Source organism: Bradyrhizobium sp. USDA 223 (genome assembly GCF_044909005.1).
Lineage (GTDB): Bacteria > Pseudomonadota > Alphaproteobacteria > Rhizobiales > Xanthobacteraceae > Bradyrhizobium > Bradyrhizobium yuanmingense.
In genome coordinates this window covers 710,743-734,537 of sequence record NZ_JBIYDR010000001.1, presented here as the reverse complement: position 1 = coordinate 734,537, position 23,795 = coordinate 710,743, and the positions used below count along the sequence as shown (strand labels likewise).

Below are 23,795 nucleotides of genomic sequence, written 5' to 3'. Positions count from 1 at the left end.
CCGTTTTCCGGACTGATGATGACAGTTTCTGTGAACCTCAATGGCGCCGAGCAGCGCCGCCCCAGCCGCTTCGGGCGCATGCTCGAGGACCGCCTGCCCTATCTCATCGTTGCGCCGGCCATTCTGATTCTTCTCCTGGTCGGCCTGTTCCCTCTGATCTACTCGCTGATCGTGAGCTTCCAGCGCATCACGATGACCGAGAACGACACCTCCTTCGTTGGCTTCTTGAACTATGCGGAGCTGTTCAGGGATGCCCGCCTCTGGGCTTCGCTCGGCCACACCGCCATCATCACCGCGATCGCCCTCCCCTTGGAGCTGCTGATCGGGTTCCTGATGGCGCAACTCTTCATCGATCGCATGCCGGGTCGACAGCTCTTCGTCGCGCTGCTGGTGCTTCCGACGGTGATCTCTCCGATCGTCGCGGGTGCGACCTGGCGTCTGATGTTCGACGTCCGCTTCGGACCGATTGGCCAGATTCTGAGTTTCTTCGCCGGCGAGCAAGTGCGGATCCTTTGGACCGTCAATCCCGCCTTCGTCTATCCGGCGATCATCATCTGCGAGGTCTGGCAGTGGTCGCCGTTCATGTTCCTGCTGCTGCTCGCCGCACTATCGAATGTTGACCAGTCGCAGCTCGAGGCCGCGGAGACCGATGGGGCGTCGTACCTGCGCGTGCTTCGCGCGATCGTTCTGCCGGCGATCGCGCCCGTGATCGCCGTCGCCTGCCTGATCCGCGGCCTCGATCTGGTTCGCATCTTCGATGTCATCTGGGCCCTCACCGAAGGCGGGCCGGGCTCGATGACCGAGACCATTTCGCTCTACACCTATGTGCAGGGCTTCTCGCAATTCGAGACCAGCTACACGGCCGCGATCTCCTTCCTGGTGATTGCGCTGCTGACGCTGATCACGACCCTGGTCCTCAAGCGCATGGAGCTTGTGCGATGAGGATCGGCAGGCTTCCGGCGAGAAAGACCCGGATCCTCACGGCCCGCTATCTCGGCGCGGGCGTCGTAACGCTGCTGTTTCTGTTCCCGGTCTACTGGCTGTTCATGATTTCGTTCAAGACACCGGACGAGATCTACCACGTCCCGCCCTTGTGGATTCCCGGACAGATCCAGTTCTCAAACTATTACGTCTTGTTCAAAGATGGCGACGTCCTGGCGATCCTGAACAGCCTGATCGTCGCCGGCGTCAGTTCCGGCATCGCAATCGTTCTCGGGACGCTCTGCGCCTACAGCCTTGCCAGGTTCGGCACCGGCGGCGAGAACCTCGCGATGTGGATCATCTCCCAGCGCATGATCCCACCGATTGCGGTCGTCTTCCCGATCTTCCTGATCTACGTGTATTTCGGCCTCGTCGACAGCTACTTCGGGCTGATCCTGCTCTACACGGCCTTCAATCTTCCCTACGTGATCTGGATGATGCGCGGCTATATCGTCGACGTGCCCCTGGAGCTCGAGGAAAGCGCGCTCATCGACGGCCTCAATCGATGGGAGGTGATCTGGAAGGTCGTCTTCCCGATGGTTCGCCCCGGCCTCATGGCGACGTCGGTCTTCACCTTCGTGTTCGCCTGGAACGACTTTCTGTTCGCACTCGTGCTCACGCGCACCGAGGTCATCACCTTTCCGGTCATGCTGACGCACTATTTCGGCGGCCAATCGAATTTCTGGGCAAAGATCGCGGCGATGTCGGTCCTGGGGACGTTGCCGATCTTCGTCGCGGTCTCGGTGATGCAGCGCTATCTCGTGCGCGGCATCTCGCTGGGCGCAGTCAAGGGTTAGGGAGAGCGGAGTGGCTGACGTCAAGCTGTCCGGAGTACACAAATATTACGGCAACGTGCATGCAGTCAGGGGAGTTGATCTCACCATCGCCGATGGTGAATTCGCTGTGCTGGTGGGGCCGTCCGGCTGTGGCAAGAGTACTCTGTTGCGAACCATCGCCGGTCTCGAGGATCCGGATGGTGGAACGATCAACATCGGGGGCGCGGTGGTCAACGATTTGCGCCCGCGCGAGCGCAATATTGCGATGGTGTTTCAGAACTATGCGCTCTACCCTTATCTGACCGTCAGCGAGAACATCGCCTTCGGTCTGCGCGCGCGCAAGACTCACGAGATCGAGATCAGGAAGCGGGTCGGTGAAGCCGCCGAGATGCTCGGCATCGGCAATCTCCTCCAGCGCTATCCGCGGCAGCTCTCCGGAGGACAGCGTCAGCGCGTCGCCATCGGCCGCGCCATCGTTCGCAAGGCCGACCTGTTCCTGTTCGACGAGCCGCTCTCGAATCTCGACGCTCAGTTGCGTGACGAAATGCGCACCGAGATCAAGCGCCTGCATCACGAGATCACGACGACCATGATCTACGTTACCCATGACCAGGTCGAGGCGATGACGCTGGCCGACCGCATCGTGTTGCTGCGCGAGGGACAGATCGAGCAGCAAGGCGCTCCGCTCGAGCTGTTCGAGCAGCCGCGCACGGGGTTCGTTGCCGGCTTTCTCGGCTCTCCCTCGATCAACCTCATCCCCGCGACCCTCAAGACAAACGGCCGCGACGCCGCAGTGGTGTTTCAGTCCGGCGGTGAACTGACGCTTCCGAGCGCGAAGGCGAGGCCGCTGGCCAGTATGGATAGGCGAGAGATTCTCGTCGGCATTCGGCCCCAGCACTTCAGTCGGGCCGGCGGGCCATTGCGCGAAGGCGCGGTCTCCTATTCGGCCACTGCCGATCTCATTCAGCCGACGGGGACACGCACCTTCACCACCATCAAGATCGGCGGCGTCGATGCGGTTGCCGAGCTGCAGGCCCACGACGTCAGCAGCCATGGCGAGCAGGTCGACCTAGCCATCGACCTCAATCGCGTGGTGCTGATCGATCCGGCCAGCGGCCTGGTCATCGCATAACGAGAGCAACATTCGAGAACGGGAGGGATGAATGGCGTCGAGACTGTTTGCAACGGGAATTGGCGCGCCGGAGGGTCCGGTGTGCCTGCCCGACGGCTCGATGTATGTCACGGAGATGTCCGCCTCGACCCTTTGCGTCACGCGGCTCGATCCTCGCGGCAATCGCCGCGTGATCCGAACGACGGGTGGCCGTCCGAATGGACTGACGATCGATGGCCACGGCCGGATCTGGATCGCGGAAGCCGGGCTCAGGGCGCTGATCTGCATCGACGAAAGCGGAAATGAGGTCCGGCGCATGCAGGGCGAAGGCGCGGACCGGTTTCTGTTTCCGAACGACCTCTGCTTTGGTCCGAACGGATTGCTGTACATGACCGACTCCGGAATGGCCGCCGAGGATTTCATCAACGGTCAGGCCTTCGTCGACGGTTATATGGACCTCGACTGGGACGGCCGTGTGTATGAGATCGATCCGGCAGCCATGAAGGTGCTCCGCGTGCTAGATCGCAAGATCCGCTTCACCAACGGCATTGCCTTCGGTCCCGACAACCACCTCTACGCCAACGCGTCCTTCACCGGCGAGATCTACCGATATGACGTGCTTGGCGAGGCAGTGCCGAAACGCTTTGTCTTCGGCAACGTGCTGCAGCCGGATTCCAATCCGGATTTCAAAGGGCCGGACGGGATGGCCTTCGGAACGGACGGCCGGCTCTATTGCACGGTCTACAACCAGAAGAACGTCACGGTGCTGGATCAGCGCGGCGAAGTGATAGATCGGCTGATCCTGGATGGGCCTCAGCCGACGAACTGTGCCTTCACGCTCGGAGGCAAGAAGCTCCGGGTGACGGAGGTCGGCAAGGGCCAGGTCGAGCAGATCGATATGCCTTGCGACGGCCTGCCCCTGCACCTGCCGAAATTCGCCTGAGCAGGAGGCAAGGGTTTTCACGAGGCTCCTTCCGAACTCATCAAAGGAAGCCGATCGATAGCCAGGGCACGGCGGCAACGATCAGCGTGCCGATCAGGAGCGCGATCATATAGCCCACGATCGGCTTCATGCCTTCGTCCGGATTGATGCGGCTGATGGCGCACGCCGCGTAGTAGCCGACGCCGAACGGCGGCGCGAACAGGCCGATGCCCATGGCGAGGACGACGACCATCGCGTAGTGGACATCGTGTACCCCGACCTGCCGCGCGATCGGGAACAGCAGCGGACCGAACAGGACGATGGCCGGGATTCCCTCCAGCACGCTGCCGAGGATCACGAAAGTCACGATCGTCACCGCTAGGAAGACCGGTACCCCGCCCGGCAGGCTGGTCATGAACTTGGCGAGAGAGGCAGAAAATCCCGACTGGGTCAGCGCCCAGGCCATGCCTGTCGCCGCGCCGATGATAAGCAGAATCGCCCCTGAAAGGGAGGCTGTCTCGACCAGCATCGGATAGATGCGGCGCCAGTCGAACTGGCGATAGACGAAGAGACCCGCACAGGCCGAGTACAGGATGCCGATGGTCGAGACCTCCGTTGCCGTCGCGACGCCTTCGACGACGGCGGTCCGGATCACGAATGGCAGCGCGATGGCCGGTATCGCGATGACGAAGGCCCGCCCGATTTGCAGGCCGGTAGCCCGCTTGACGTGAGACAGGTCTTCGCGGCGGTATCGCCACCAGACCACGGCCGCGAGCATGACCGCGAGCACCACGGCCGGGAGCAACCCGCCAGTGAAGAGCGCCGAGATCGACACGCCGGTCACCGAGCCGATCGTGATCAGGACCAGCGAGGGCGGGATCGTTTCGGTTTGCGCGCCGGTTGCCGCCAGAAGCGCAACGAGGTCGCCCGGCTTGGCCCCGCGCTGCCGCATCTCGGGAAACAGGACCGGAGCCACCGCCGCCATGTCCGCTGCCTTGGAGCCGGAAATACCCGAGACCAGATACATCGCCCCGACCAGCACGTAGTGCAGTCCGCCGCGCACGTGGCCCAAGAGGCTCGCCAGGAAACTGACCATGGCGCGCGCCATGCCCGTCATCTCGATCAGGAGGCCAAGAAAGACGAAGAGCGGCACGGCGAGCAGGATCAGGTGGCTCATGCCCTCGTCCATCCGTCCGATCACCACCACGTCAGGCGTACTGGTCGTCAGGGCGAGATAGCCGACCGTGGCGAGGCCGAATGCGAAGGCGATCGGGACGGCCGCGAAGACCATTGCGCCGACGACAAAAACGAAGAAGATCAGAAGATTCAGATTGCCGAGCGGCTTCAAGACGGGAGCGAGCAGAACGAACGTCGCGAGGATGCCTGCGACCATCGCGACCGAAGCCAGCAGGTTGCGCAGGCTCGCGATGCGGATCAGCCGGAGAACCGCGGCGATCAGCATCAAGCCGATGCCGATCGGTAGCGCCGCCGCGCGCCAGCTGTTGACGATCTCGAGCGCCGGCGTCGTGACGAAGGCCTCGTCGGCCGCAAATTCGTAGGCCGGCCAGACAACGAGCGCAAGAAATGCCAGCGATGCTGCGGCCGCGACGACATCTAGGAACGCGCGATGCTCCGCACTGAGAACGCCAACGATAGCCGTCATCCGCATGTGTTCACCGCGCTGGAACGCGATCACGGAACCGAACATGGCGAGCCAGAGGAAGAGAATGCCGGCAAGCTCGTCGGACCAGATGATCGGCGAGCGGAACACGTATCGCCCCACGATGCCGGCAGACAGCACAGCGATCTCCGCCAGCACGAGCAGTGCTGCCGGAACCGCCACGACATGACCAAGCACCGTGTTCGCCGTTATCACCCAACTGCGCCGGCCTGCCTGCGGGGCGCTGGCCGCCACACCGGCATGGACGGGGGGCGGATGGCTCACGCTGGTCATGATAGCTGGCCCGCGGCTTTTTCGAGCTGCGACCATGCTTCCTCGCCGAATTTGCCCTTCCAGTCTGCGTAGAAGCTGGTCTTGGACAGGGCCTGGCGGAAGGCGGCGCGATCGACGTCGATGAATTTGAGGCCCTTGGCCGAGAGATCGTTGCGCAGCGACTGGCTGAGCTTCGCGATGTCGGCACGCTGATCGACGGCGGAGCGGTCGAGCTCGCGCGTCACGATCTCCTGCACGTCCTTGGGCAGGCGCTCGAAGGCGCGCTTGTTGCCGAGGATCCAGTAGCCATCCCAGACGTGCCCCGTTAGACTGCACGTGCTCTGCACCTCATAGAGGCGCGCGGTCGCGATGATGGGCAACGGATTCTCCTGGCCATCGACGACCTTGGTTTGCAGCGCGGAATAGACCTCGTTGAAGTTGATCGGCGTCGGGCCGGCGCCGAGCGCCTTGAAGAGCGAAGTGAGCAGCGGCGCGGGCGGAACGCGGATCTGGAAATTCTTCAGATCATCCGGGGTGCGCACCTCGCGGCCGGACGAGGTCACCTGGCGGAAGCCGTTGTCCCAGGCCTTCGAAACCGCCATGATCGGTGTCTTGGCGATCAGCGCCCGGATGTAGGTGCCGAGGTCGCCGTCCATCGCCTTCCACACGCTGTCGTAGTCGGTGAACGCGAACCCGGTGTTCACGATGCCCGCGCTCGGCACCAGAGTGGCGAGGATCGAGGAGGACTGATTGAAGAACTCGACGCCGCCGCTGCGAACCTGGGTCAGCAGCTCGGTGTCGGACCCGAGCTGATTGGCCGGGAACAGCCTGATCTCCAGCCGGCCGCTGGTTGCTTCGCGGATGCGGTCGATCGCCTCTTGCGCGCGGACGTTCACCGGATGGGTCGGGTCCTGTCCGGTTGCGAACTTGTAGACGAACTCGGCGGCAGACGCTGGACGGGTCAGAATCGCGCAGAGAGGTACGGCGCTCGCCCCCACCAATAGCGAACGGCGGCTGATGCGTCCGAGCTTCGAGACAGTCATGTTTTCCTCCTGATCCTGTATTGACGTTGTGCGGCTACATGAGCCTGCGCTGGCTTTCAGCTCTCCGGGCTCTTCGACCGCCCGCATTCGGGCAACAGCCATCGCTCGCCCGCTGCAACATGCAGCGGGCGGAACTCTTCACTCGGATTCGGCGTGACTGGCGCTTAGTGCTGGTGCGCTAAAGCCACTGCTTGATCTGCCTTGCGACCTCGGCGGTGGAGATCCCGTAGCGGTCGTGCAGCGTCGGAAGTGCGCCGGCGTCAAGAAATTCGTCCGGCAATGCGATCTGGCGGAACGGCGGATGGATGCCTGAACGCAGCAGGAGTGCGGCAACCGCCTCGCCGAGACCGCCAATCGTCGTGTGGTTTTCGGCGACGACGACCAAGCGGCCTGACTTGCCGGCTTCACGCAGTATCGTCTCGGCGTCGAGCGGCTTGATGGTCGGAACATGGAGCACCGCAGCATCGACGCGGTCGTTCTTCAGAGTTTGCAAAGCCTCGAGCGCACGCATGGTCATGATGCCGGATGAGATGATTAGAACATCCTTCCCGTCACGAACCAGCTTGGCTTTGCCGAGCTCGAACTTGTAGTCGTATTCATCCAGCACGACCGGCACCTGGCCTCGCAGCAGGCGCATGTAGACCGGCCCCTGATGCGCCGCGATCGCGGGCACCAGCTGCTCGATTTCATGAGCATCGCAGGGATCGATGACCGTCATGTTCGGCATCGCGCGAAACAGCGCGAGATCCTCTGCGGCTTGATGACTCGGGCCATAGCCCGAGGTCAGCCCGGGCAATGCGCAGACGATCTTAACGTTGCGGTCTTCCTCCGCAATCGTCTGGTGGATGAAGTCGTAAGCGCGACGCGATGCAAACACGGCGTAGGTGGTCGCGAACGGCATGAAGCCTTCGGCGGCAAGACCGGAGGCTGCCCCGAACAGAAGCTGCTCAGCCATGCCCATCTGATAATAGCGGTCCGGAAATTCCTTCGCGAAGATGTGCAGGTCGGTGTATTTGCCAAGATCGGCCGTCATGCCGACCACATCGGGACGGCTGCGCGCGAGCTCGACGAGCGCGTGTCCAAACGGCGCCGGCTTCGTCTTCTGTCCCTCCGCCGCAATCGAGGCGATCATGGCCGAGGTGGTCAGGCGCGGCTTGCCCGGCTGGGGTGCTGATCTGACGGTCTTCATGCCTGCCTCCCGGCTTCCAGCGCGGCCAGCGCCAGCTGCCATTCGTGCTGCTCGACCCGGATGAAATGGTTCTTCTCGCGCTGCTCCAGGAAGGGAACGCCCTTGCCCATCAGCGTGTCGGCGACGATCATCCGCGGCTTGGGCGCGGGATGAGACTTGGCGACATCGAACGCGGCAACCACGGCATCGAGATCATTGCCGTCGATCCGCTGCACAAACCAGCCGAAAGCCTGAAGCTTCTCGACCAGCGGCTCGAACGCCATCACCTGCGTCGAAGGACCGTCCGCCTGCTGATTGTTGACGTCGACGATGCCGATCAGATTATCGAGTTTGTAATGGCCCGCCGACTGGATGGCTTCCCAGACCGAGCCCTCGTCGAGCTCGCCGTCGGAGAACAACGTGTACACCCGCGCCTCGGATTTCTTGCGCTTGAGCCCCAGGCCCATGCCGACGGCGATACTGAGCCCAAGCCCGAGCGAGCCGCCCGACATTTCCATTCCGGGCGTGTAGGCGGCCATGCCAGACATCGGCAGGCGGCTCTCGTCGCTGCCATAGGTTTCGAGCTCGTCCTCGGGGACGATCCCCGCCTCGATCAAAGCCGCATAAAGCGCGATGGCGTAGTGCCCGTTTGATAACAGGAAGCGGTCGCGGTCTTCCCAGGAGGGATCTTCCGGCCGGTAGCGCATTGCGTGAAAATAGGCCACGGCGAGGACGTCCGAGATGTCCAGCGCCTGTGCGATATAGCCCTGGCCCTGGACCTCGCCCATGCGCAGCGCATTGCGGCGAATGTTATAGGCGCGGTCCGTCAGCTTGGGCGTGTTGGTCAGCGTTTCCATCGATCTGGACCTTGTCTCGCTGGCTCAGTGGATCAGCATGCCGCCGTTGACGTCGATCACGGCGCCAGTCACGTAGGCGGAGAGATCCGAGGCCAGGAATGTGTAAATACCAGCCACGTCCTCCGCCGTGCCAAGACGATTGAGCGGAATGCCTTCGAGTATCTTCGTCCTCATCTCGTCAGTCAGCTTGCCGGCCGTGATATCGGTGCCGATCAGGCCGGGCGTGACGCAGTTGACACGAATGCCGTCCGGGCCGAATTCACGGGCCATCGCCTTGGCGAGACCAAGCACACCCGCTTTGGCCGCCGAATAGTGCGGGCCGCCAAATATTCCACCGCCACGCTGGGCCGAAACCGACGACATGCAGGCGATCGATCCGGACTTGCGCGCACGCATGTGCGGGATCACCGCCTGGGAGAGGAACAGAATGCCCTTGAGATTGACGTCCTGAATGCGATCCCAATCAGCCGGCGAGATATCCAGGAACTTGACCGGCTGGGTGATGCCGGCGTTGTTGATGAGAATATCGATACCCCCGAGGGCTTCCATCACGCGAGCGACGGCCTGCTCACAGGATGATTTGTCGGCAACGTCGCATCGCAGCCCAATGTGGGACGTGCCAAGCGACGCCGCGGCGTCCGCCGCCGCGCTCGCGTCAACGTCGAGAATGGCGACGCGGGCGCCCTCGGCGGCGAACCGCCGTGCCGTGGCAAGCCCGATGCCGCGCGGCGATGCCGCGCCCCGAAATGATGGCCGCCTTACTGCTGAGCAGCATCAGTTCCTCCCGCGAATTTTTTCCCTTGGCAGGCCAAGAATGAACCGCGGAGGCGCAACAGACAAACGCACAGTTGTCACGGATCGATGAATCTGGTTCACTTATGGAATGCTGTCGAATGTCCCAATATCGGCAATTCGCGCCTTTGAAGCCGCGGCTCGCACGGGATCATTCCGTGATGCCGCGAATGAGCTTCACCTGACGCCGAGTGCGGTCAGTCACGCGATCCGCAAGCTGGAGGACACGCTCCGCACCGTTCTGTTCGAACGCCGCGCACGATCAGTGCGGCTCACGCCGGCCGGCGAAAATCTGATGCGTCACACGGGAGCGGCCTTCGATCAGCTTCGCCGTGGCCTCGAGGAAGTCGCCGCGCGCGGTCCGCAATTGGTGCGCGTCCACTCCGCGCCAAGCTTTGCCGCACAATGGCTGGCACCACGGCTTGCACAGTTTCTCGCCGCTTATCCGAAGCTCGAAGTCCGCCTGGCTGCGAGCACGGACTACGCTCGCTTCAGCAACGATGATTTTGATATCGATATCGTTTACGGTCCGCCGCGCGCGGAGGGCGTGGAGGTTGTTCCTCTCCAGGAGGAGACGGTCACCCCGCTCTGCTCGCCTGCCCTTGCAAAATCGATCAGGAAGCCTGCCGATCTCCTCGATCAGACGCTGATCCGCTCCGACGTGAAGCAGGTTCAGTGGCACCAATGGTTCGCGGCCAACGGATTGGAGGCCCCTGCACTCCACGGCATGAGATTCGATCGCAGCTTTCTCGCGATCGCGACAGCCGCGGAGGGTTTGGGAGTAGCGCTGGAATCAATGCTTCTGGCCGAACGCGAATTGGCGAGCGGGCGATTGGTTGCGCCCCTGGCAGGACGCGCCAACGATATCCGCTACGTCGGCCATCGCCTGATCTACCCACGGGCCAGCCGACAGAGATCTGCGGTACGAGCCTTTGCAGATTGGCTCGTGGCGCAGCTCGATCGCGAAAATGCGATTTCCCCGCGCTGAAGTTCTTCGCACCACGTTGATAGTACACACGCCCGGCGAAAGAGCAGCCAGCGGGCGGCTCAGGATATAGCTTGCTCAAATGTGAATGGCGCCAACTAAGTCATGGGAGCGGCGTGAACTTCAACTGGCTAAGCGGCGCGACCTTGTCGGTGCGTGTCATCTTAAACTCGGTGCTCGGACCGAGCCACTTGTCCCAGAGTTGGTTGATCTCGCCGGCCTGGTCCATCGCGAGTAGGGTCTCGTTGATCTTTGCGAGCAGGTAGATAGCGTGCGTTGCAGGTTCTTTTCCTTCCGCCATCAAATGGTTTCGTTGACCTGTACTTTCGGCTTTGTGGTCGCCGGGCTACGATCTTGGGTTCCCGATTGGTTGAATGGCGGGTGCACGCCTGGTTCATTCATGCGTCGGGGCATACGAGCTCTGCTTGGCGTTTGCAGGCAAGCAGGTCTCTTCCCAGGATTGTCGAGGCCGCCCTTAAGAACCGTCGCGGGCGCCCTCAAGGCGCGTTAGCGGCCGGGTTCGGCCATACCGCGACACCAACCTTGGAAATTTCCCAGAAGCCCGCTGTGGCCGCTAAAAGTCGTCGCAGGTGTGAAGTACCGAGCGTGACTGTCCACATAGGATATGGAAGAACTCGTTGCTCAGCTTGAGAAGATTCGCCAACACGAAGCCGAATGTGCTCGATTTGCGAGGCCGCCCAGGACAGGCAGTCCCGGGCTCTGTTCGAACGCCTTGCGGAACGGCTCGGCGAAATGCTGCAAGACATCGAGACGACGATCACCGCGGGAACGAAACTGAGTGCCCGCTGGGAACAGTCGTTCGGATGCGATGCAATTCTGCACTGTCTGATAAAATATCGGCGACCTCGAACCCCGGTTTCAATAGGACACCCCGGCGGGTTCAATGGGGGCACCCTAGGGAGCGCCAAGACGCCGAGAGCCCCCACAAAATCAGCGCGTTCGGGTGCGCGCGCCAAACGCCTGCTACACACTTCGCTACACTTTGTGCCGCTGAGTTGCTCCTCTCCTCTGAATAGATCGGCGCACTTGCAAGCGGTCGCACAGACGGCATCGGCGCCCTTTGCATGGTCTCCTTCCTTCTCTTGTGGTGATGGCAGGGAAGCCGGCCGGCACAGATCTCTACCTGCAAAACCGCTTTGCGAGCATGATCCCCATGCCGCTGTGGCCGCGCTCGCGCGCCAACTTCTCGGCCGCCGCGACGCTGCGGGCCTCGCGCACGACGCTACCGGCCGCCGCACAGAAGGCCGGCCGGTCGGCGACGCCGGCCTGCCTCTACCCGGCACGTCCGAGCGGAATTCTCCCCTCGGGCGGACGAGTACCGGGTCGGCGCCAACGGATCGGCCCCGGGAAGCTATTGGCGATGCTCAAGACCCGTGCCTCATCCGATTCAAGAGCTATTTTTTGGGCAAGCATGACATCGCCCAGGACCAAGCCGCCCACCGGAACGAAGCACCATCCTTTCCCGAGCCGCCCGTATTCGTCGATCTCGTTGACGTTGCCGGACGTTCCCAGCCGGATGCGGTACCGCTTTCCGGTATCGCACCCCACGACGTCGAAATATCCTTTCCTATCGAATTCGACCCTTTGCTGGGGCGAAAGCCAAGAACGCAGCAGTCGCAGCGCTCGACCCTGAACCGTTTTCTCCTCCTTTGCTGCTTGATAAAGCCTACCAACGGCCAAGCTCCGGACGGTCCACGGGCCGATGCGAACGATCCTTTTCTTCACCGGTGCTCACCCGCCCACGAGCCGCGGTAAGAACAATGTCTCTTCGGCCGTCGGATCGAACGCGGTGATCCGGATTACCTCACCGGGCCCCTTCCGCACCGCCGCGGTATATCCTGTGCTGGTAAATTGGAGAAAAAGCCTTTCCGCCTCTACCAATGCTTCTGCATTGGAGTTGTCGAAGAAGTGCTGGCTGTCGCCGCTGTGATCCATCACGATTTGCACTGCCATGCTGAGACTCCCGATTGCACCTCATAAGCAATGTGGAATCCGAGCCCTCGTTCCTAACTTGCCCAATTGCCACTGCGACACCTTCTATCGCTCTGAATCATGGGCATAGGACGGTGCAGTGGCTTGCTCCGACGTCCCTGACGATCGCCTCAGCTTGATCGAGCTCGGCCGAATATCGACATAACGGTGCGGGGCCATGACGAGCAGTGCGGGTTCTCGATCGATTGCGTGCTGCCGTGCAGCCTGTCACTGCCGCACCAATGTTAAGTTCACCCGTCTCTGGCCCGCTTTGTGACCCGTGTACTAAAGACCCCACCCGAGGTTGACCGGCTGGCCCTTTGTGTCGATCACAACAGGTTCGAGGAGATTGCGATCGACCACCGCAGGTTCCTGTGATTTTCCCGGACTACTGTCCAGCCAGTGAACACACAATCGGGCCCACCGAAGAGCGGCCTTATGGATCGCTTATGGCCCGTCACGGGCCGCTCGGCGCGCGGCGCAACAGCCGTCACCGATTTAGGACGAATTGAGCGCGAGCCGTGGAGCCGGATGAGCAGAACAGCGAAGTCGCTCGCCGAGGTCGAGTATCGGGCAAAGCCGGCGGAGGGGAAGGTGCGGCACCCGCCTTTCAAGGACTACCCGAGGACCTTTGACAGGGCGCGTGTGACAGCCTTGGCGGCAGAACTATCGGCGGGAACAGGCGTTTACCGATCATGTCAGACGCATTCGACTATTTCCGCCCCTACGCCGTCCGAGCTCTTTGCAAGGCCCGATCGATGCCGAAGGGCCGGATGAAGCACCTGCAGCTTGTGGTCGGCCGGATCTATAACCTCCTCAAGAAGGAGGCGGCTTACGGCCCAAACACGCAACACCTGGAAGACTTCCGGGCAGCGCAGAAGCTCGAGAGATCTCTGGAGAGTCGGCCCAACGACGACATGGCCCCTCGAACTCGCTTTGCCGCAACGAGTCCTCATCGCGCGGGGCAGGAGGTCCGTTGAGTGACTTCCCTCGACGCTCGCACCATAGCAGGACTCCTGCGAGAATATGCGCAGCGCACCGCGTTGCGTGGCGGCAACCCCTACCGTGCAAAAGCCTATTCTCGGGCCGCCGATAGCTTGGGCGCCCTTGTCGTCCCGCTGGACGCGGTCATCGCCGAAGATCGTCTCACGGAGATCCCGGGCGTCGGCGATGCTATCGCCGACATTGTCACCAAACTTCACCAGACGGGCACTCATCCGAGCCTCGAAAAGCTGCGGAAGGAGATTCCTGAGGGGGTGCTCGAGATGCTTGCCGTGCCGGGTCTGCGTCCGGACAAAGTGCTGCGCCTCTACAAGGATCTCGGCATCGGCTCGCTCGCGGAGCTGGAGGACGCTGCCAAGGAGGACCGCATCAACAAGGCCAAGGGGCTCGGAGCCGCGCTGCAGACCAAGATCCTGCAGAATCGGCGATCGCCAAAAGCGGAGAAGGCCGCCTCCACCTGCACCGTGCCGCCGCTCTGCTTGCGCAAGCGAAGGATTCGATCCGAAAGGCCCATCCCGAGCTCAAGCGCGTAACAATCGCCGGCGATTTCCGTCGAGGCTGCGAGCTCGTCGGCGACCTCGCGATCGTTGCGGAAGCTTCCAGGGGCGGCAAGACATCGGAGCCTGCTCAGACCGATGGGCTGCGGATCCGCTTGTCCGACCGCAAACACTTCGGCGCCGCCCTTCTCTTCGCCACCGGCTCCACCGCTCACATCGAGCAGCTCCGAGAGATAGCCTCTAAGAAGGGAATGCGGTTGGAGGCCGACGGCTTGCACAAGGGCCGCCCGCTGATCGCCGGCGACGAACCCGACATTTACCACGCTCTCGGGCTGCCCTTCATTGATCCCGAGCTCCGGGAGGGGCGCAACGAGGTCGAGCTGGCTCTGAAGGGCAAGTTGCCGAAGCTCGTCACCGACCAGGATCTGCGCGGAATCCTTCACTGCCACACCGATGCTTCCGACGGCATCGAGACCCTGGAGTCGATGGCGAAGGCAACCCACCAGCGCGGCTTCGAGTATTTCGGGGTCGCCGACCATTCGAAGTCCGCCCACTATGCCGGGGGTCTCTCCGTGGAAGAGATCGCGCAGCAGCACCGGGAAGCCGACCGGCTCAACAAGCGCTTCGGCAAGGATTTCCGGATCCTGAAAGGCATCGAGTCCGACATTCTGGCGGACGGGTCGCTCGACTATGACGACGAGGTGCTTGAACGCTTCGACTTCCTCGTCGCCAGCATCCATGGCCGCTTCAAGCTGGACCGCAAGGCACAGACGCAGCGCCTGCTTCGGGCGATCTCCCATCCTTGCACCACCATCATCGGCCACATGACCGGACGACAACTCCAGCGTCGACCTGGCTACGAAATCGACGTCGAGAAGGTGCTTCGGGCATGCGCGAAGCACGACGTCGTCGTCGAGATCAACGCTCATCCGTGGCGTCTTGACCTGGATTGGCGCTGGCAGCAGGCCGCCCTCGAATTTGGCTGCATGCTGAGCATCAATCCGGACGCGCACTCGATTCCCGAGCTCGACCACATGCACTGGGGCGTCCAGATGGCCCGCAAGGGCGGCGTCCCTGCCGACCGGATCCTGAACGCGATGACGTTGCCAGAAATCACGCGCTACCTGCGACAGAAGCGGCGCTCCCTCGCCCGCGCTGCCTGATGTCGCACGCGCACGACCTCTCGCTCGAGGGAAGGTGGTGGCGGTCGCCGCCGATCGCGGGCACCACTTCAGCAAGCCGTCACGGGATCAGATCGTGCTGGTTGAAGGCCGTGGCGTCGAAGGCGACGCCCACGCCGGCCCCTTCGTCGGGCACCGCTATCTCGCCCGGCGCCGACCCCGGCTTCCCAACCTGCGGCAGGTCCACCTGATCCCATTCGAGCTCTTCGCATCCCTCTCGAAGGCTGGTTTCGTGGTCGGAGCCGGAGAGCTCGGCGAGAACATCACCAATGCAGGCCTGGACCTCGAACGGATGCCGCTCGGGACTTCATCGAACTCGGGCCCACAGCCATCGTCGAGTTGACCGGCCTCCGGACGCCCTGTGTCCTGATAGACCGCTTCCGGGCGGGCCTTAAGCGGCGCGTGCACTCGTCGGCGGAAAGGGGCCCTGCATTCAGATGTGGGGTGCTGGGCGTGGTGCGGGTTGGAGGGGCGGTCGTGGCCGGCGATATCGTGCGGGTGCGCCTCCCGCCCACTTCGTTTCTGGCCCTACCGGGCCTGTAAGAGCTCGGTGCACAACTCGGCCGCCTGATGGCCGAATCGAAAAACGGTCGGTAGATCGGGCCGGCATGACCGCAAACAAGGTAGCGGCGGTACGCTTTGGGGCTGGGGAGGCAATCGACAGTCCGGGACTATTAAGCCGCCGAGCTCCGCTGGCGGCTTTTTCTTTGACTAGGAGGCGTTCGCCCTGGCTCGTTCGCGGGCTTCGCGGCGGCGTTCACGGCGTTCGCGCCGCAGCTTCGCACGGTCGGCGGGCTGCGTCAGTGGAGGAACCGCCGCTATTTCGGCTACCGGCGGGGTCGTCTCGCTGGCCGCCGCCGCTTGGATTGGCTCCGGCATCGGTCGGGCTTCCATAAATTCAAGCACTTCCCGCCCTTTGGAAGTCAGCCTCCAACCACCGCTTGTGCGTTCGATGAGCCCTTGTGACCAGATGTCGAGATCCGGCACCCGCGCCGCGAGGCGTCTGGTCCGGTCCGCCCAATCGCGTCCGCTGGTCGCCAGGATGGCCATGTCCCTCTTGAGGTCCTCCATCACGGCAAACCCATCCGGATATGCCACCAGGATCTTGAGGACCGTGACTTGGAAGTTCACGTCCGCCCCCCCGATCAACGCCACATCGTGGGCGCGTGCGAAAGGGCATCTCGCCCAATCTGCCTAAGCCTCTCGCGTGAGACTTCGCCCCCGGTTTCCAGGATCTTCGAAGCAACGTGCGTACGTGCGCCGATCTGTCGTCCTAAGACGCTTTCGCACACTTGATCAAGGACCGCGCGCAAAAGCGCGATGGTTGCCGTATCGAACATGAGGTGCCCCCAGAAGGGAAAATCCAATCTTAGCCCGGTTTTGCCGGCGTGTGGATTCGGGCATGTTAGCCTTTGTGGAAAATACGACCGAACTAGAAACGGGTGCAAGATTACGGGTGCCGATGCCCCGCTCGCAAACCTATTCGGTTCGAAGCAGCGTTCGCGCAAAACAACGCGCGGTAACGATTCACGACAACCCACTCTCACTGTAATTATCGTGTCTCACTGCAGGGGTGCAGTCCAGTCGTGGGGACAGCGCTAGCTTTAGGCGCCACCGCTGATGAACCACTTTTGTAGGCGGGCCTCTTGATGACTCGCACACGCATCCTTTGTCGCCAATGGGACCGCACACCGTATAGCTAAAAGTGCCGAGGCACTCGTCCCCCTTCCATCCACAGCCCACAGTATTTGTCGATCACCGCGAACAAATTCATTCGCAGCTGGAAACCCGGTCCGTTCGAAGCAACGGATCCGCATGGAGGAGACGGACGTTAAGCTCATCCGGCCTTAGAGCGACGCCTCTTCGAGGGCAGAACGCGGCTTCGCCCAATCTCTCCATCGCTAGCCTAAGTTTGGCGAAAAGCGGCTCAGTCAGGCTTGTTGCTCCATTTCGCGCATTATACGCTCGTTTTCGGCAATCCGCTCTATTTCGGCGGCTTTAGCTTCATCGCTGGTCCGCCAGCTGCCGGTCAGAATTTTCGGCAAAACGTCATCGAGCTGTGTCGGAAAACCGACAAAGGCGATGCGGCCGTCACGGTCGACCACGAACGAGGTGGGAATCCCGACAGACAAGCTGGCATCCAGCCAGAGCTTTTCCATTTCGCCTGTGTAGTCGAACCCGATCCGGTAATTGAGATTCGGTACCTTTTCAGTCAACCAGGCGTCCAACTTGTCTCGGGCCTCGTCCGCTGTTTGAGCGCGTTCAAGAGCCGCGAGTCCGAGGACCTCAATGCCGCTGTTTTTGTATTTCTCTTGCAACTGCACCAGTTCCGGGACCGCCGCGACACACGGTCCGCACCAAGTTGCCCAAAACTCGACGATGTACACCTTCCCAGGCTGGAAGCTCGAGAGGGGCTCGCCACGCAGCCAGTTCTCCACTTTGATCGGAGGAGCTGGAGATTCTAATCCGAGCACCATGTTACTCTCCAAAACTTAGTGCCCGACCTTGGGCGACTTTTTGTGTAGCTGATCTCTGATCGCAGGCGCGACCGGCTTGCCGCATGGGGGCTTCCCAGCGAGATCCGCGGCGAATGTCGGTGCCGCCGCTAAGCGCGAGGACGATCCAAGTCACAAGCAGGAAGGTTTTCCCTCATGAGGGGTTACATCCGTTCAAGGAAGCAGAGCTTCGGGTGGTGCGCATCCGTTTGCACCAGCACTCGTTCGCTATTGCCGCACTCCAGTAGCAAGGTCTGTGAGCAAGGTCTGTGCCATGTCGTCTGCGTGCATTGTCCTGAACCTATTTGCGGCGCACTTTCCCGAGGTTTGGACGATTTCCTGCATCGCATAGAATTTCACGGCGGAATTCACCTCAGGCGGGAGCTGATCATGCGATATGATCGAGTAGACGCCCACATCCTCGAGATTGTGCGAAAGAACAACCGCCTAACTTCCGAGGTGCTCGGCGAAATGGCCGGGCTTCCTGCTACCGCCCTGTCAACGACGACTGAAGAGGCTCCGCTCTGAGGGCATCATCGAAACCGACGTCTCAATCGTCTCGCCGAAGGCGGTGGGAAGACCTATTCAAATGCTTGTGCTGGTCACCCTGGAACGGGAGCGCGCCTCCCTTGCGAAATCGATCCTGTCTGCCATTGCTACATGATGCGTTAGGGCGGCGGCAGTCCTAGACACGAGATCTTGCCGGATCGGATCGCATGACCAAGCGCTCACCCCTCTTGGATTCCGTGTCCAACGTCTGACACGGGACAAATTTGTCAGGTTCAAAACACCGGCTGCGTTTGGGGCGCCTTGGAGTTTTCAAAGCGTAATCAGGCGCTTGATGGGTGCTGACCGAGATGGCACGCTTGTTGCTATTTGGATGCAGAAACACGGAGTGAGGGCTGAGCGCACATCAGATGCGCAAAACGAGTGATGCTCTCCTTCTCTTGAAGGGGTGCTCCGTTTCTGAGAGAGACGGGCTAGCGCACAAAGTCGCGCAACGAGTGGCAATAGTTTTGGAGAACAACATGGTGCTGCGCATGGAGTCCCCGGCTCCTCCGATCAAGGTGGAGAATTGGCTGCGCGGCGAGCCCCTCACAAGCTTCCAGCCCGGGAAGGTGTACATCGTCGAATTTTGGGCAACTTGGTGCGGGCCATGTACGGCAGTGATGCCTCATCTAGTACAGCTGCAAGAGAAATACAAAGACAGCGGACTTGAGCTGCTCGGCGTCGCAGCTTACGAACAAGCTCCAACGGCGGACGAAGCCCGAACAAGCTTGGACGCGTGGTTGACCGACAAGTTCTCGAACCTGAACTTTCGGATCGGGTTCGACTCCACAGGCGAAATGAACAAGCTTTGGATGGATCCCAGCTTTTCTGTCGGGATTCCCACCTCGTTCGTCGTTGACCGTGACGGCCGCATCGCCTTTGTCGGTTTTCCGACACAGCTCGATGACGTCTTGCCGAAAATTCTTAACGGCAGCTGGCGCACCAGCGATGAAGCTAAAGCCGCCGATACAGAGCGGATCGACAGCGGACGACGCGAAATGCGCGAAATGAAGCGCAAGCGGGCGCTGACTGAGCCTATACTCGCCAAGCTTCAGCCGGCGATGGAGGCGGAGGATTGGGCAAAGGCGCTTTCGACGGTTGAAGAGGCCGTCGCGGTGATGCCGGACGATCTCCGCTTCCGCGCGCTCCATGCGGAACTGTTGCTTCACAAACTGCGCAACTTGCAGACCGGCTTGCCGGTTTTGAGGCAATTCGCTCGCGACGCGATCGACAAAAACGATGAGCAGTGGATGGAGTGGGCGCTGCGCCAACTCTTTGATCCGGCGAATGACAACTCCCACTTCCCGTCTGCCGAGCGCCTCGCGATGGGCAAAGAGTTGTCCGAACACATTCTTGCGCTGAATCCTCCGCAAGGGGACGGTGGCTTTAAGTACCTGTCCTATGGGACGGTCGCTCAGTATTATTATGAGAGCGGCAACAAGGATCGCGCGATCGAATTGATCGAGGTGGCGTTGAACTCGCTAGGAGGTCCTGAGCCTATCCCCGACGAACTGAAACAGGACGTCATGTCGACGTTGGTCGAAGCGCTGGCCAACTACAAGGGTGAGAAGGCTTGCTATGGGACTGTTTGTGCAACTCCGCAAGACGGGTTTCCGACAGCGTCAAAGCGCAGGCAACGGAGCAAACAACAAAAAGAAGGGTGAGTGTCGGAATTGCTCGCTGGCCATCATCCATTTCTCTGGCGGCCAGTGGTCGTTCAAGGTTCATCCAGATTTGCACCTTGCCTCGGCTGGAGTGTTCCTTCGATCAAGATTTCAACATTGCCGCCGGCGCCTGTTAAATGCCGCGCCTTGACGAGCAAGGCCTAGATGATGCGCGGCAAATCTTGTTGGCGAGTGCCACGGATGCGACCATGATCGGTCGTCTTTGCAGTCCGAATGCAGAGCGGGGCATTCAACTCGTCAAGCAACTTGAATCAAGGTCGCACCAACGATCAGCAACGTCCGAAGTCGTCCATTCCGCCCTTTGATATCGCCCCAAGCCGCTGCGTTTGGACACCGACAACGAAAACCTCGTCCCGCCTAGCGGGCCGGTTGTCAGTTCGGCAACAAAGTGTCACCAAGTGGACGATACGTAGGGTCAGAAAAAGCGAAAAATCAACAATCTTCAACGCCTCTTGCCTTGTTCACGGCGTCGGTACCGATTGCTTGTGAGCCCGAGATGGTTGGCGACTTTGAGCAAATTCACGGAGACTGGCTGTGTCGCGAACTGACGTAGAGCGATTCGTCAACGATCTGGGGAACGAGGGTGTCTGCTCGAACGCGTAAAACCAACTGCTACCGGCCTTGCATCGATTGTCGCGATCCGAAAGAGCCTCGGCTACAGCTTCACACTTGATGAAGCTAAAAGTTGCATTCGAGCTCGACAGAAGTTGACGACTAAACGGCTCGCCGGTGGCACTGTTTAAATTCGAGTGATACGATCTCGACCGGCGCTGTGCAGGCCGTTGCGGAGGTGGCCACGAGCGGCGCGCAAGCCGCGGAAGCGGCCGCTGTCCACGCCAACGCAGTTGATCTCGTTGCAGTTGTTGCGGTTGTTATTGTTGCGGTCGTGACCGAGGTCTGACATGGCTTCGCTCCGACCCGCATCGGCGGGGTGCTCGAGGAGGCGATGAGTGCGATGAGAACATGAAGTAAGCTTCGTCAAATGACACACGCTGCCGCCGAACACTACCGACAGATTTTTGACCGGCGCACCCCGGAGCAACTGTGCACGCTGTCGCACCTCAAACGCTTCATGGAGCGGTTAGTCGGTGACGTGGAGTTCCGCAGGGCACTCGCGGAGGCAATCGCCACCCCTCGAGCGGTAACAGAGCGGTACGGCATCAAAGTGGATCCAATGGAGGTGCTGCCGCTCTGGCGCGGTGGCTACCAACAATACAGTTTCAAACCGGAGTCTGCGCCGTGGCCGCAGGCTGTGATGTGGGATGAGTATCTCCGCGAGATGTTGCGTCATCGCGACCTCTTGCGCGACGAAGGCGAGATGTCAACGATCAATCCTCGCTTTCATGCCTGGTACGAACGGCAAATCCGGCGGTGCAATGACCAAGCGTCAGCGGAGGATGGCAGCCAGGCGACTTTCTTGTTTCGCGAGGAATGACGGCGCAGCCGGCAGGGGAAGAAAGTCGATCGGCGCCGTTGCGCCATAGGCGGTCGAGGCGTCAGCCGTCATTCGGCCAGATCAATCCATCGAAGAGGCCGTTTGGTTGCGCGCGGTCCGAACAGAGCTGACATCAAGCAGGACGTGGCGATCTGCGAGTCCACTGAAAGAGTTGGCTCAACCGAATCCAATGGTGATGAGCTCTCTTTATTGCAGGTGGACGGATCTCCGCTTCCACGATCGCGCGTCGACAGCACACCACATTCACGAGAGCGGCTGGCCGTATCTGTGATCCGTCGCCGTTTGGCCGATGCCGCATACGACCGCCACGAAACTGCCACTCTGCGATGATCGGTCGAGGCTCGACGCTTGGGCCGCTCTGAGTGTAGCTCAAAGATAACAATCGCGAGCACGCTGGATGCCTGATCCGCCCTTTCAATGCGGACCTATCGCCCGTCGCCAGGCCTTTCCCTGAACGGCGCAGAGGTCACGACATATTAGCCGTGCAGCCCGGGGAGGATCTCGTGCAGGACGGCACCCGTTAAGAGCTCGAGGGAGTAAAAGAATCGGATGAGCGACAATAGCAACCTCGAAGACAGAACCATCGAAGCGATACGGCACTGTCGCGAGGCCCTCGCCGTGGTCGACGGCCTGGAGCGAAAAGAACGTTCCGCGCATCGAGCGCTGACCAGGATACTGCCTGAATTGGGGCGCGCCTTACGCAGCCAAAACACGCGGTGTCTTAAGAATAGCCGTAAGATCGGCTCGGCAGCTGTCTCGCGGCAGAACGAAGTGTGGGCCAACCTAACTGAGGCGACCGCACGTTTGGATTCAGCCCGCTCGACTTTGGCCGCCCTCGAGCGCCAACTCGGATATCTTCCAAATGTCTCAAGAGCGCGAGATTCTGACTAGCTCAAAGAACGCCAGGACGTCGAGCCCCGCCTCATCCTAGGCGGAGATTTTCTGCGGCTTGTTTGCCGCTGAGGTTCGTCACCAGCTCGTAGCTGACCTTCGCGCCTTCAACAAGCGAGGTATAGCCCGCCTTCTCTACCGCAGAGATGTGCACGAAAACATCTTTGCCACCATCGTCCGGCGCGATGAATCCATAGCCTTTCGTCGGATTGAACCACTTAACAGTCCCTAACGCCACGTCATTTGCTCCAAAAAGAAAAAACACCTTCTCATCTAAATCAATCAAGGACCGTGCGGCAAGTCTCTGCGCGAGGTGGCAAGGGATCTGTTGTCTCGCCTGGTCGTAGGCCTTGGAATGCCCGGCGTGATCGTCGTGCGAAGTACAAACACCTTGAAATCCGCCGATATTCAAGAACGACGACGCGAAGGTCACATTTTCTTCGAAAACCGCGTGCTAACTGTCGCTTGGTTGTCGCGGCCGGATGTACGCCGTGGCATCAACGGGAGCCCCGGCTTTCATGCCGGGGTTTTTCGTTTTCGGCGCGAGAAGTCCGGCCAATTCAAGATGCCTTTTGTGTAGCTTGATTTGAGTAGGATCATGACGCCTCGCAGCCCACCGCGACAATTCTGTTTTGATCTGCAGGAACCGTCCGGGGCAGAGCGAAAAGCCGAGTAGTAGGCAGACATGGCGCAGAATATTTACGACGACCCCGATTTCTTCGCTGGCTACGGCCAGTTGCCCCGACAGGTGCATGGGCTGGACGGCGCCCCTGAATGGCCCGCGATCCGGGCTATGCTGCCCGATCTGGGCGGCAAACGTGTCGTCGATCTGGGATGTGGCTTCGGCTGGGCCTCGCGCTGGATGCGCGAGCAGGGCGCGGCCTCGGTTCTGGGTCTGGATCTGTCGCAAAACATGATCGAGCGTGCCAGGAGAGACACAGCGGATACGGCCATCGAGTATCGCATCGCCGATCTCGACACGCTGGACCTACCTGAGACGGCTTTCGACCTCGCCTACAGCGCGCTGACCTTTCACTATGTTCAGGATTTTGGCCGCCTCGTGCATGTGATCCGCAAAGCACTGGTTCCTGACGGGCATTTTGTCTTCACGATTGAGCATCCGATCTTCATGGCAGCGGCGCATGCGCACTGGATTTCCGATGAGGAGGGCCGCAAAACTTGGCCGGTCAATCGATATTCCGTCGAGGGTGAACGTCGGACGGACTGGTTCGCCAGGGGCGTTCTGAAATACCACAGGACGCTTGGCACTACCCTGAATACGCTGATCAGCGCGGGTTTTCAGATTCGGCAGGTCGAGGAGTTTGCCCCGACACGCGAGCAGATTCAGCAGGTGCCGCAATTGGCCGAAGAACTGGAGCGTCCTATGATGCTGATTGTGTCTGCGTCCACATCGATCGCCGGTAGTGCTTCGAAGCCTTTGTAATATACGGTCTGACTAGGTCTTGCCGGCCAGTACTG

Annotated in this window: 21 protein-coding genes and 5 pseudogenes; 13 read left to right on the top strand and 13 right to left on the bottom strand. The window is 61.0% G+C overall.

Features of this window, described 5'->3' with window-relative positions; all coding sequences use genetic code 11:
- Positions 1–18: 18 nt before the first annotated feature.
- Genes ABIA40_RS02955 through ABIA40_RS02940 form a run of 4 tightly spaced genes read left to right on the top strand, consistent with a single transcriptional unit; the run spans position 19 to position 3,811 of the window.
- Positions 19–942, top strand: coding sequence for a carbohydrate ABC transporter permease (locus ABIA40_RS02955; RefSeq protein WP_404538994.1), 924 nt, complete (start codon positions 19–21; stop codon positions 940–942).
- The gene (locus ABIA40_RS02950; protein WP_404538991.1) at positions 939–1,778 is read left to right on the top strand and encodes a carbohydrate ABC transporter permease; all 840 of its coding nucleotides are present in this window, start codon (positions 939–941) and stop codon (positions 1,776–1,778) included. The genes ABIA40_RS02955 and ABIA40_RS02950 overlap by 4 nt, the downstream gene beginning before the upstream one ends.
- Positions 1,779–1,788: 10 nt before the next feature.
- Positions 1,789–2,889: an ABC transporter ATP-binding protein gene (locus tag ABIA40_RS02945; RefSeq protein WP_404538988.1), complete on the top strand. Its 1,101-nt coding sequence runs from the start codon at positions 1,789–1,791 to the stop codon at positions 2,887–2,889.
- Positions 2,890–2,920: 31 nt separating this feature from the next.
- Positions 2,921–3,811 carry an SMP-30/gluconolactonase/LRE family protein gene (locus ABIA40_RS02940; protein ID WP_404538986.1) on the top strand — a complete coding sequence of 297 codons (891 nt, stop codon included), beginning with the start codon at positions 2,921–2,923 and terminating at the stop codon, positions 3,809–3,811.
- Between the two features lie 40 nt (positions 3,812–3,851).
- On the opposite strand, the gene ABIA40_RS02935 is transcribed toward ABIA40_RS02940, so the two are convergent.
- The 5 genes and pseudogenes from ABIA40_RS02935 to ABIA40_RS02915 form a co-directional block, all read right to left on the bottom strand.
- Positions 3,852–5,744 carry a TRAP transporter large permease subunit gene (locus ABIA40_RS02935; RefSeq protein ID WP_404538983.1) on the bottom strand — a complete coding sequence of 631 codons (1,893 nt, stop codon included), beginning with the start codon at positions 5,742–5,744 and terminating at the stop codon, positions 3,852–3,854.
- A complete protein-coding gene (locus ABIA40_RS02930) occupies positions 5,741–6,766 on the bottom strand; it encodes a TRAP transporter substrate-binding protein (RefSeq protein ID WP_225125202.1) in 1,026 nt (341 codons plus the stop codon). The genes ABIA40_RS02935 and ABIA40_RS02930 overlap by 4 nt, the downstream gene beginning before the upstream one ends.
- 178 nt (positions 6,767–6,944) lie before the next feature.
- A complete protein-coding gene (locus ABIA40_RS02925) occupies positions 6,945–7,955 on the bottom strand; it encodes a transketolase family protein (protein ID WP_193374973.1) in 1,011 nt (336 codons plus the stop codon).
- On the bottom strand, positions 7,952–8,791 hold the full coding sequence (locus ABIA40_RS02920; protein ID WP_404538980.1) for a transketolase: 840 nt from the start codon (positions 8,789–8,791) through the stop codon (positions 7,952–7,954). The genes ABIA40_RS02925 and ABIA40_RS02920 overlap by 4 nt, the downstream gene beginning before the upstream one ends.
- A gap of 24 nt (positions 8,792–8,815) precedes the next feature.
- Positions 8,816–9,566 (bottom strand): annotated as a pseudogene (locus tag ABIA40_RS02915) (SDR family NAD(P)-dependent oxidoreductase).
- 108 nt (positions 9,567–9,674) lie between these two features.
- Here ABIA40_RS02915 and ABIA40_RS02910 point away from each other — a divergent pair.
- Complete coding sequence (locus ABIA40_RS02910; protein ID WP_404538977.1) at positions 9,675–10,571, top strand: LysR substrate-binding domain-containing protein; 897 nt, start codon at positions 9,675–9,677, stop codon at positions 10,569–10,571.
- A 100-nt stretch (positions 10,572–10,671) separates the two neighbouring features.
- Here ABIA40_RS02910 and ABIA40_RS02905 read toward each other — a convergent pair.
- The 3 genes and pseudogenes from ABIA40_RS02905 to ABIA40_RS02895 all read right to left on the bottom strand — a co-directional run.
- A pseudogene (locus ABIA40_RS02905) lies at positions 10,672–10,830 on the bottom strand (ABC transporter); the annotation flags it as partial.
- A 1,031-nt stretch (positions 10,831–11,861) separates the two neighbouring features.
- Positions 11,862–12,314 (bottom strand): hypothetical protein, encoded by a 453-nt coding sequence (locus tag ABIA40_RS02900; RefSeq protein WP_404538974.1) that lies wholly within the window; start codon positions 12,312–12,314, stop codon positions 11,862–11,864.
- A gap of 6 nt (positions 12,315–12,320) precedes the next feature.
- On the bottom strand, positions 12,321–12,542 hold the full coding sequence (locus ABIA40_RS02895) for a hypothetical protein (protein WP_404538971.1): 222 nt from the start codon (positions 12,540–12,542) through the stop codon (positions 12,321–12,323).
- Between the two features lie 564 nt (positions 12,543–13,106).
- Here ABIA40_RS02895 and ABIA40_RS02890 point away from each other — a divergent pair.
- The 4 genes and pseudogenes from ABIA40_RS02890 to ABIA40_RS02875 all read left to right on the top strand — a co-directional run.
- A pseudogene (locus ABIA40_RS02890) lies at positions 13,107–13,195 on the top strand (DNA ligase); the annotation flags it as partial.
- Positions 13,196–13,255: 60 nt separating this feature from the next.
- Positions 13,256–13,540, top strand: a complete 285-nt coding sequence (locus ABIA40_RS02885; RefSeq protein ID WP_404538968.1) for a hypothetical protein — start codon at positions 13,256–13,258, stop codon at positions 13,538–13,540.
- Positions 13,541–15,222 (top strand): annotated as a pseudogene (locus tag ABIA40_RS02880) (PHP domain-containing protein). It abuts the gene before it with no gap.
- A gap of 37 nt (positions 15,223–15,259) precedes the next feature.
- A complete protein-coding gene (locus tag ABIA40_RS02875; RefSeq protein ID WP_225125086.1) occupies positions 15,260–15,583 on the top strand; it encodes a hypothetical protein in 324 nt (107 codons plus the stop codon).
- A gap of 368 nt (positions 15,584–15,951) precedes the next feature.
- Here ABIA40_RS02875 and ABIA40_RS02870 read toward each other — a convergent pair whose 3' ends face one another.
- The 3 genes from ABIA40_RS02870 to ABIA40_RS02860 all read right to left on the bottom strand — a co-directional run bounded on the left by ABIA40_RS02870 (position 15,952) and on the right by ABIA40_RS02860 (position 17,717).
- Entirely contained in the window at positions 15,952–16,371 is a 420-nt protein-coding gene (locus ABIA40_RS02870; RefSeq protein ID WP_225133385.1) for a hypothetical protein, read from the bottom strand.
- 14 nt (positions 16,372–16,385) lie between these two features.
- A complete protein-coding gene (locus ABIA40_RS02865; protein ID WP_225156309.1) occupies positions 16,386–16,580 on the bottom strand; it encodes a hypothetical protein in 195 nt (64 codons plus the stop codon).
- A 591-nt stretch (positions 16,581–17,171) separates the two neighbouring features.
- Positions 17,172–17,717 (bottom strand): TlpA disulfide reductase family protein, encoded by a 546-nt coding sequence (locus ABIA40_RS02860; RefSeq protein WP_404538964.1) that lies wholly within the window; start codon positions 17,715–17,717, stop codon positions 17,172–17,174.
- Positions 17,718–18,125: 408 nt separating this feature from the next.
- On the opposite strand from ABIA40_RS02860, the pseudogene ABIA40_RS02855 reads away from it, so the two are divergent.
- Together ABIA40_RS02855 and ABIA40_RS02850 are read left to right on the top strand one after the other, a co-directional pair.
- A pseudogene (locus tag ABIA40_RS02855) lies at positions 18,126–18,390 on the top strand (winged helix-turn-helix transcriptional regulator); the annotation flags it as partial.
- Between the two features lie 373 nt (positions 18,391–18,763).
- A complete protein-coding gene (locus tag ABIA40_RS02850) occupies positions 18,764–19,948 on the top strand; it encodes a TlpA disulfide reductase family protein (protein WP_404538961.1) in 1,185 nt (394 codons plus the stop codon).
- Positions 19,949–20,708: 760 nt separating this feature from the next.
- Here the strand turns inward: ABIA40_RS02850 and ABIA40_RS02845 are convergent.
- A complete protein-coding gene (locus ABIA40_RS02845) occupies positions 20,709–20,873 on the bottom strand; it encodes a hypothetical protein (RefSeq protein ID WP_404538958.1) in 165 nt (54 codons plus the stop codon).
- 78 nt (positions 20,874–20,951) lie between these two features.
- On the opposite strand from ABIA40_RS02845, the gene ABIA40_RS02840 reads away from it, so the two are divergent.
- Positions 20,952–21,404: a hypothetical protein gene (locus ABIA40_RS02840; protein WP_404538955.1), complete on the top strand. Its 453-nt coding sequence runs from the start codon at positions 20,952–20,954 to the stop codon at positions 21,402–21,404.
- Positions 21,405–22,347: 943 nt separating this feature from the next.
- Here the strand turns inward: ABIA40_RS02840 and ABIA40_RS02835 are convergent.
- Positions 22,348–22,554 carry a cold-shock protein gene (locus tag ABIA40_RS02835; RefSeq protein WP_036008407.1) on the bottom strand — a complete coding sequence of 69 codons (207 nt, stop codon included), beginning with the start codon at positions 22,552–22,554 and terminating at the stop codon, positions 22,348–22,350.
- 447 nt (positions 22,555–23,001) lie between these two features.
- Between ABIA40_RS02835 and ABIA40_RS02830 the strand changes: the two genes are divergently transcribed.
- Positions 23,002–23,760 carry a class I SAM-dependent methyltransferase gene (locus ABIA40_RS02830; RefSeq protein WP_404538952.1) on the top strand — a complete coding sequence of 253 codons (759 nt, stop codon included), beginning with the start codon at positions 23,002–23,004 and terminating at the stop codon, positions 23,758–23,760.
- Positions 23,761–23,795: the final 35 nt, after the last annotated feature.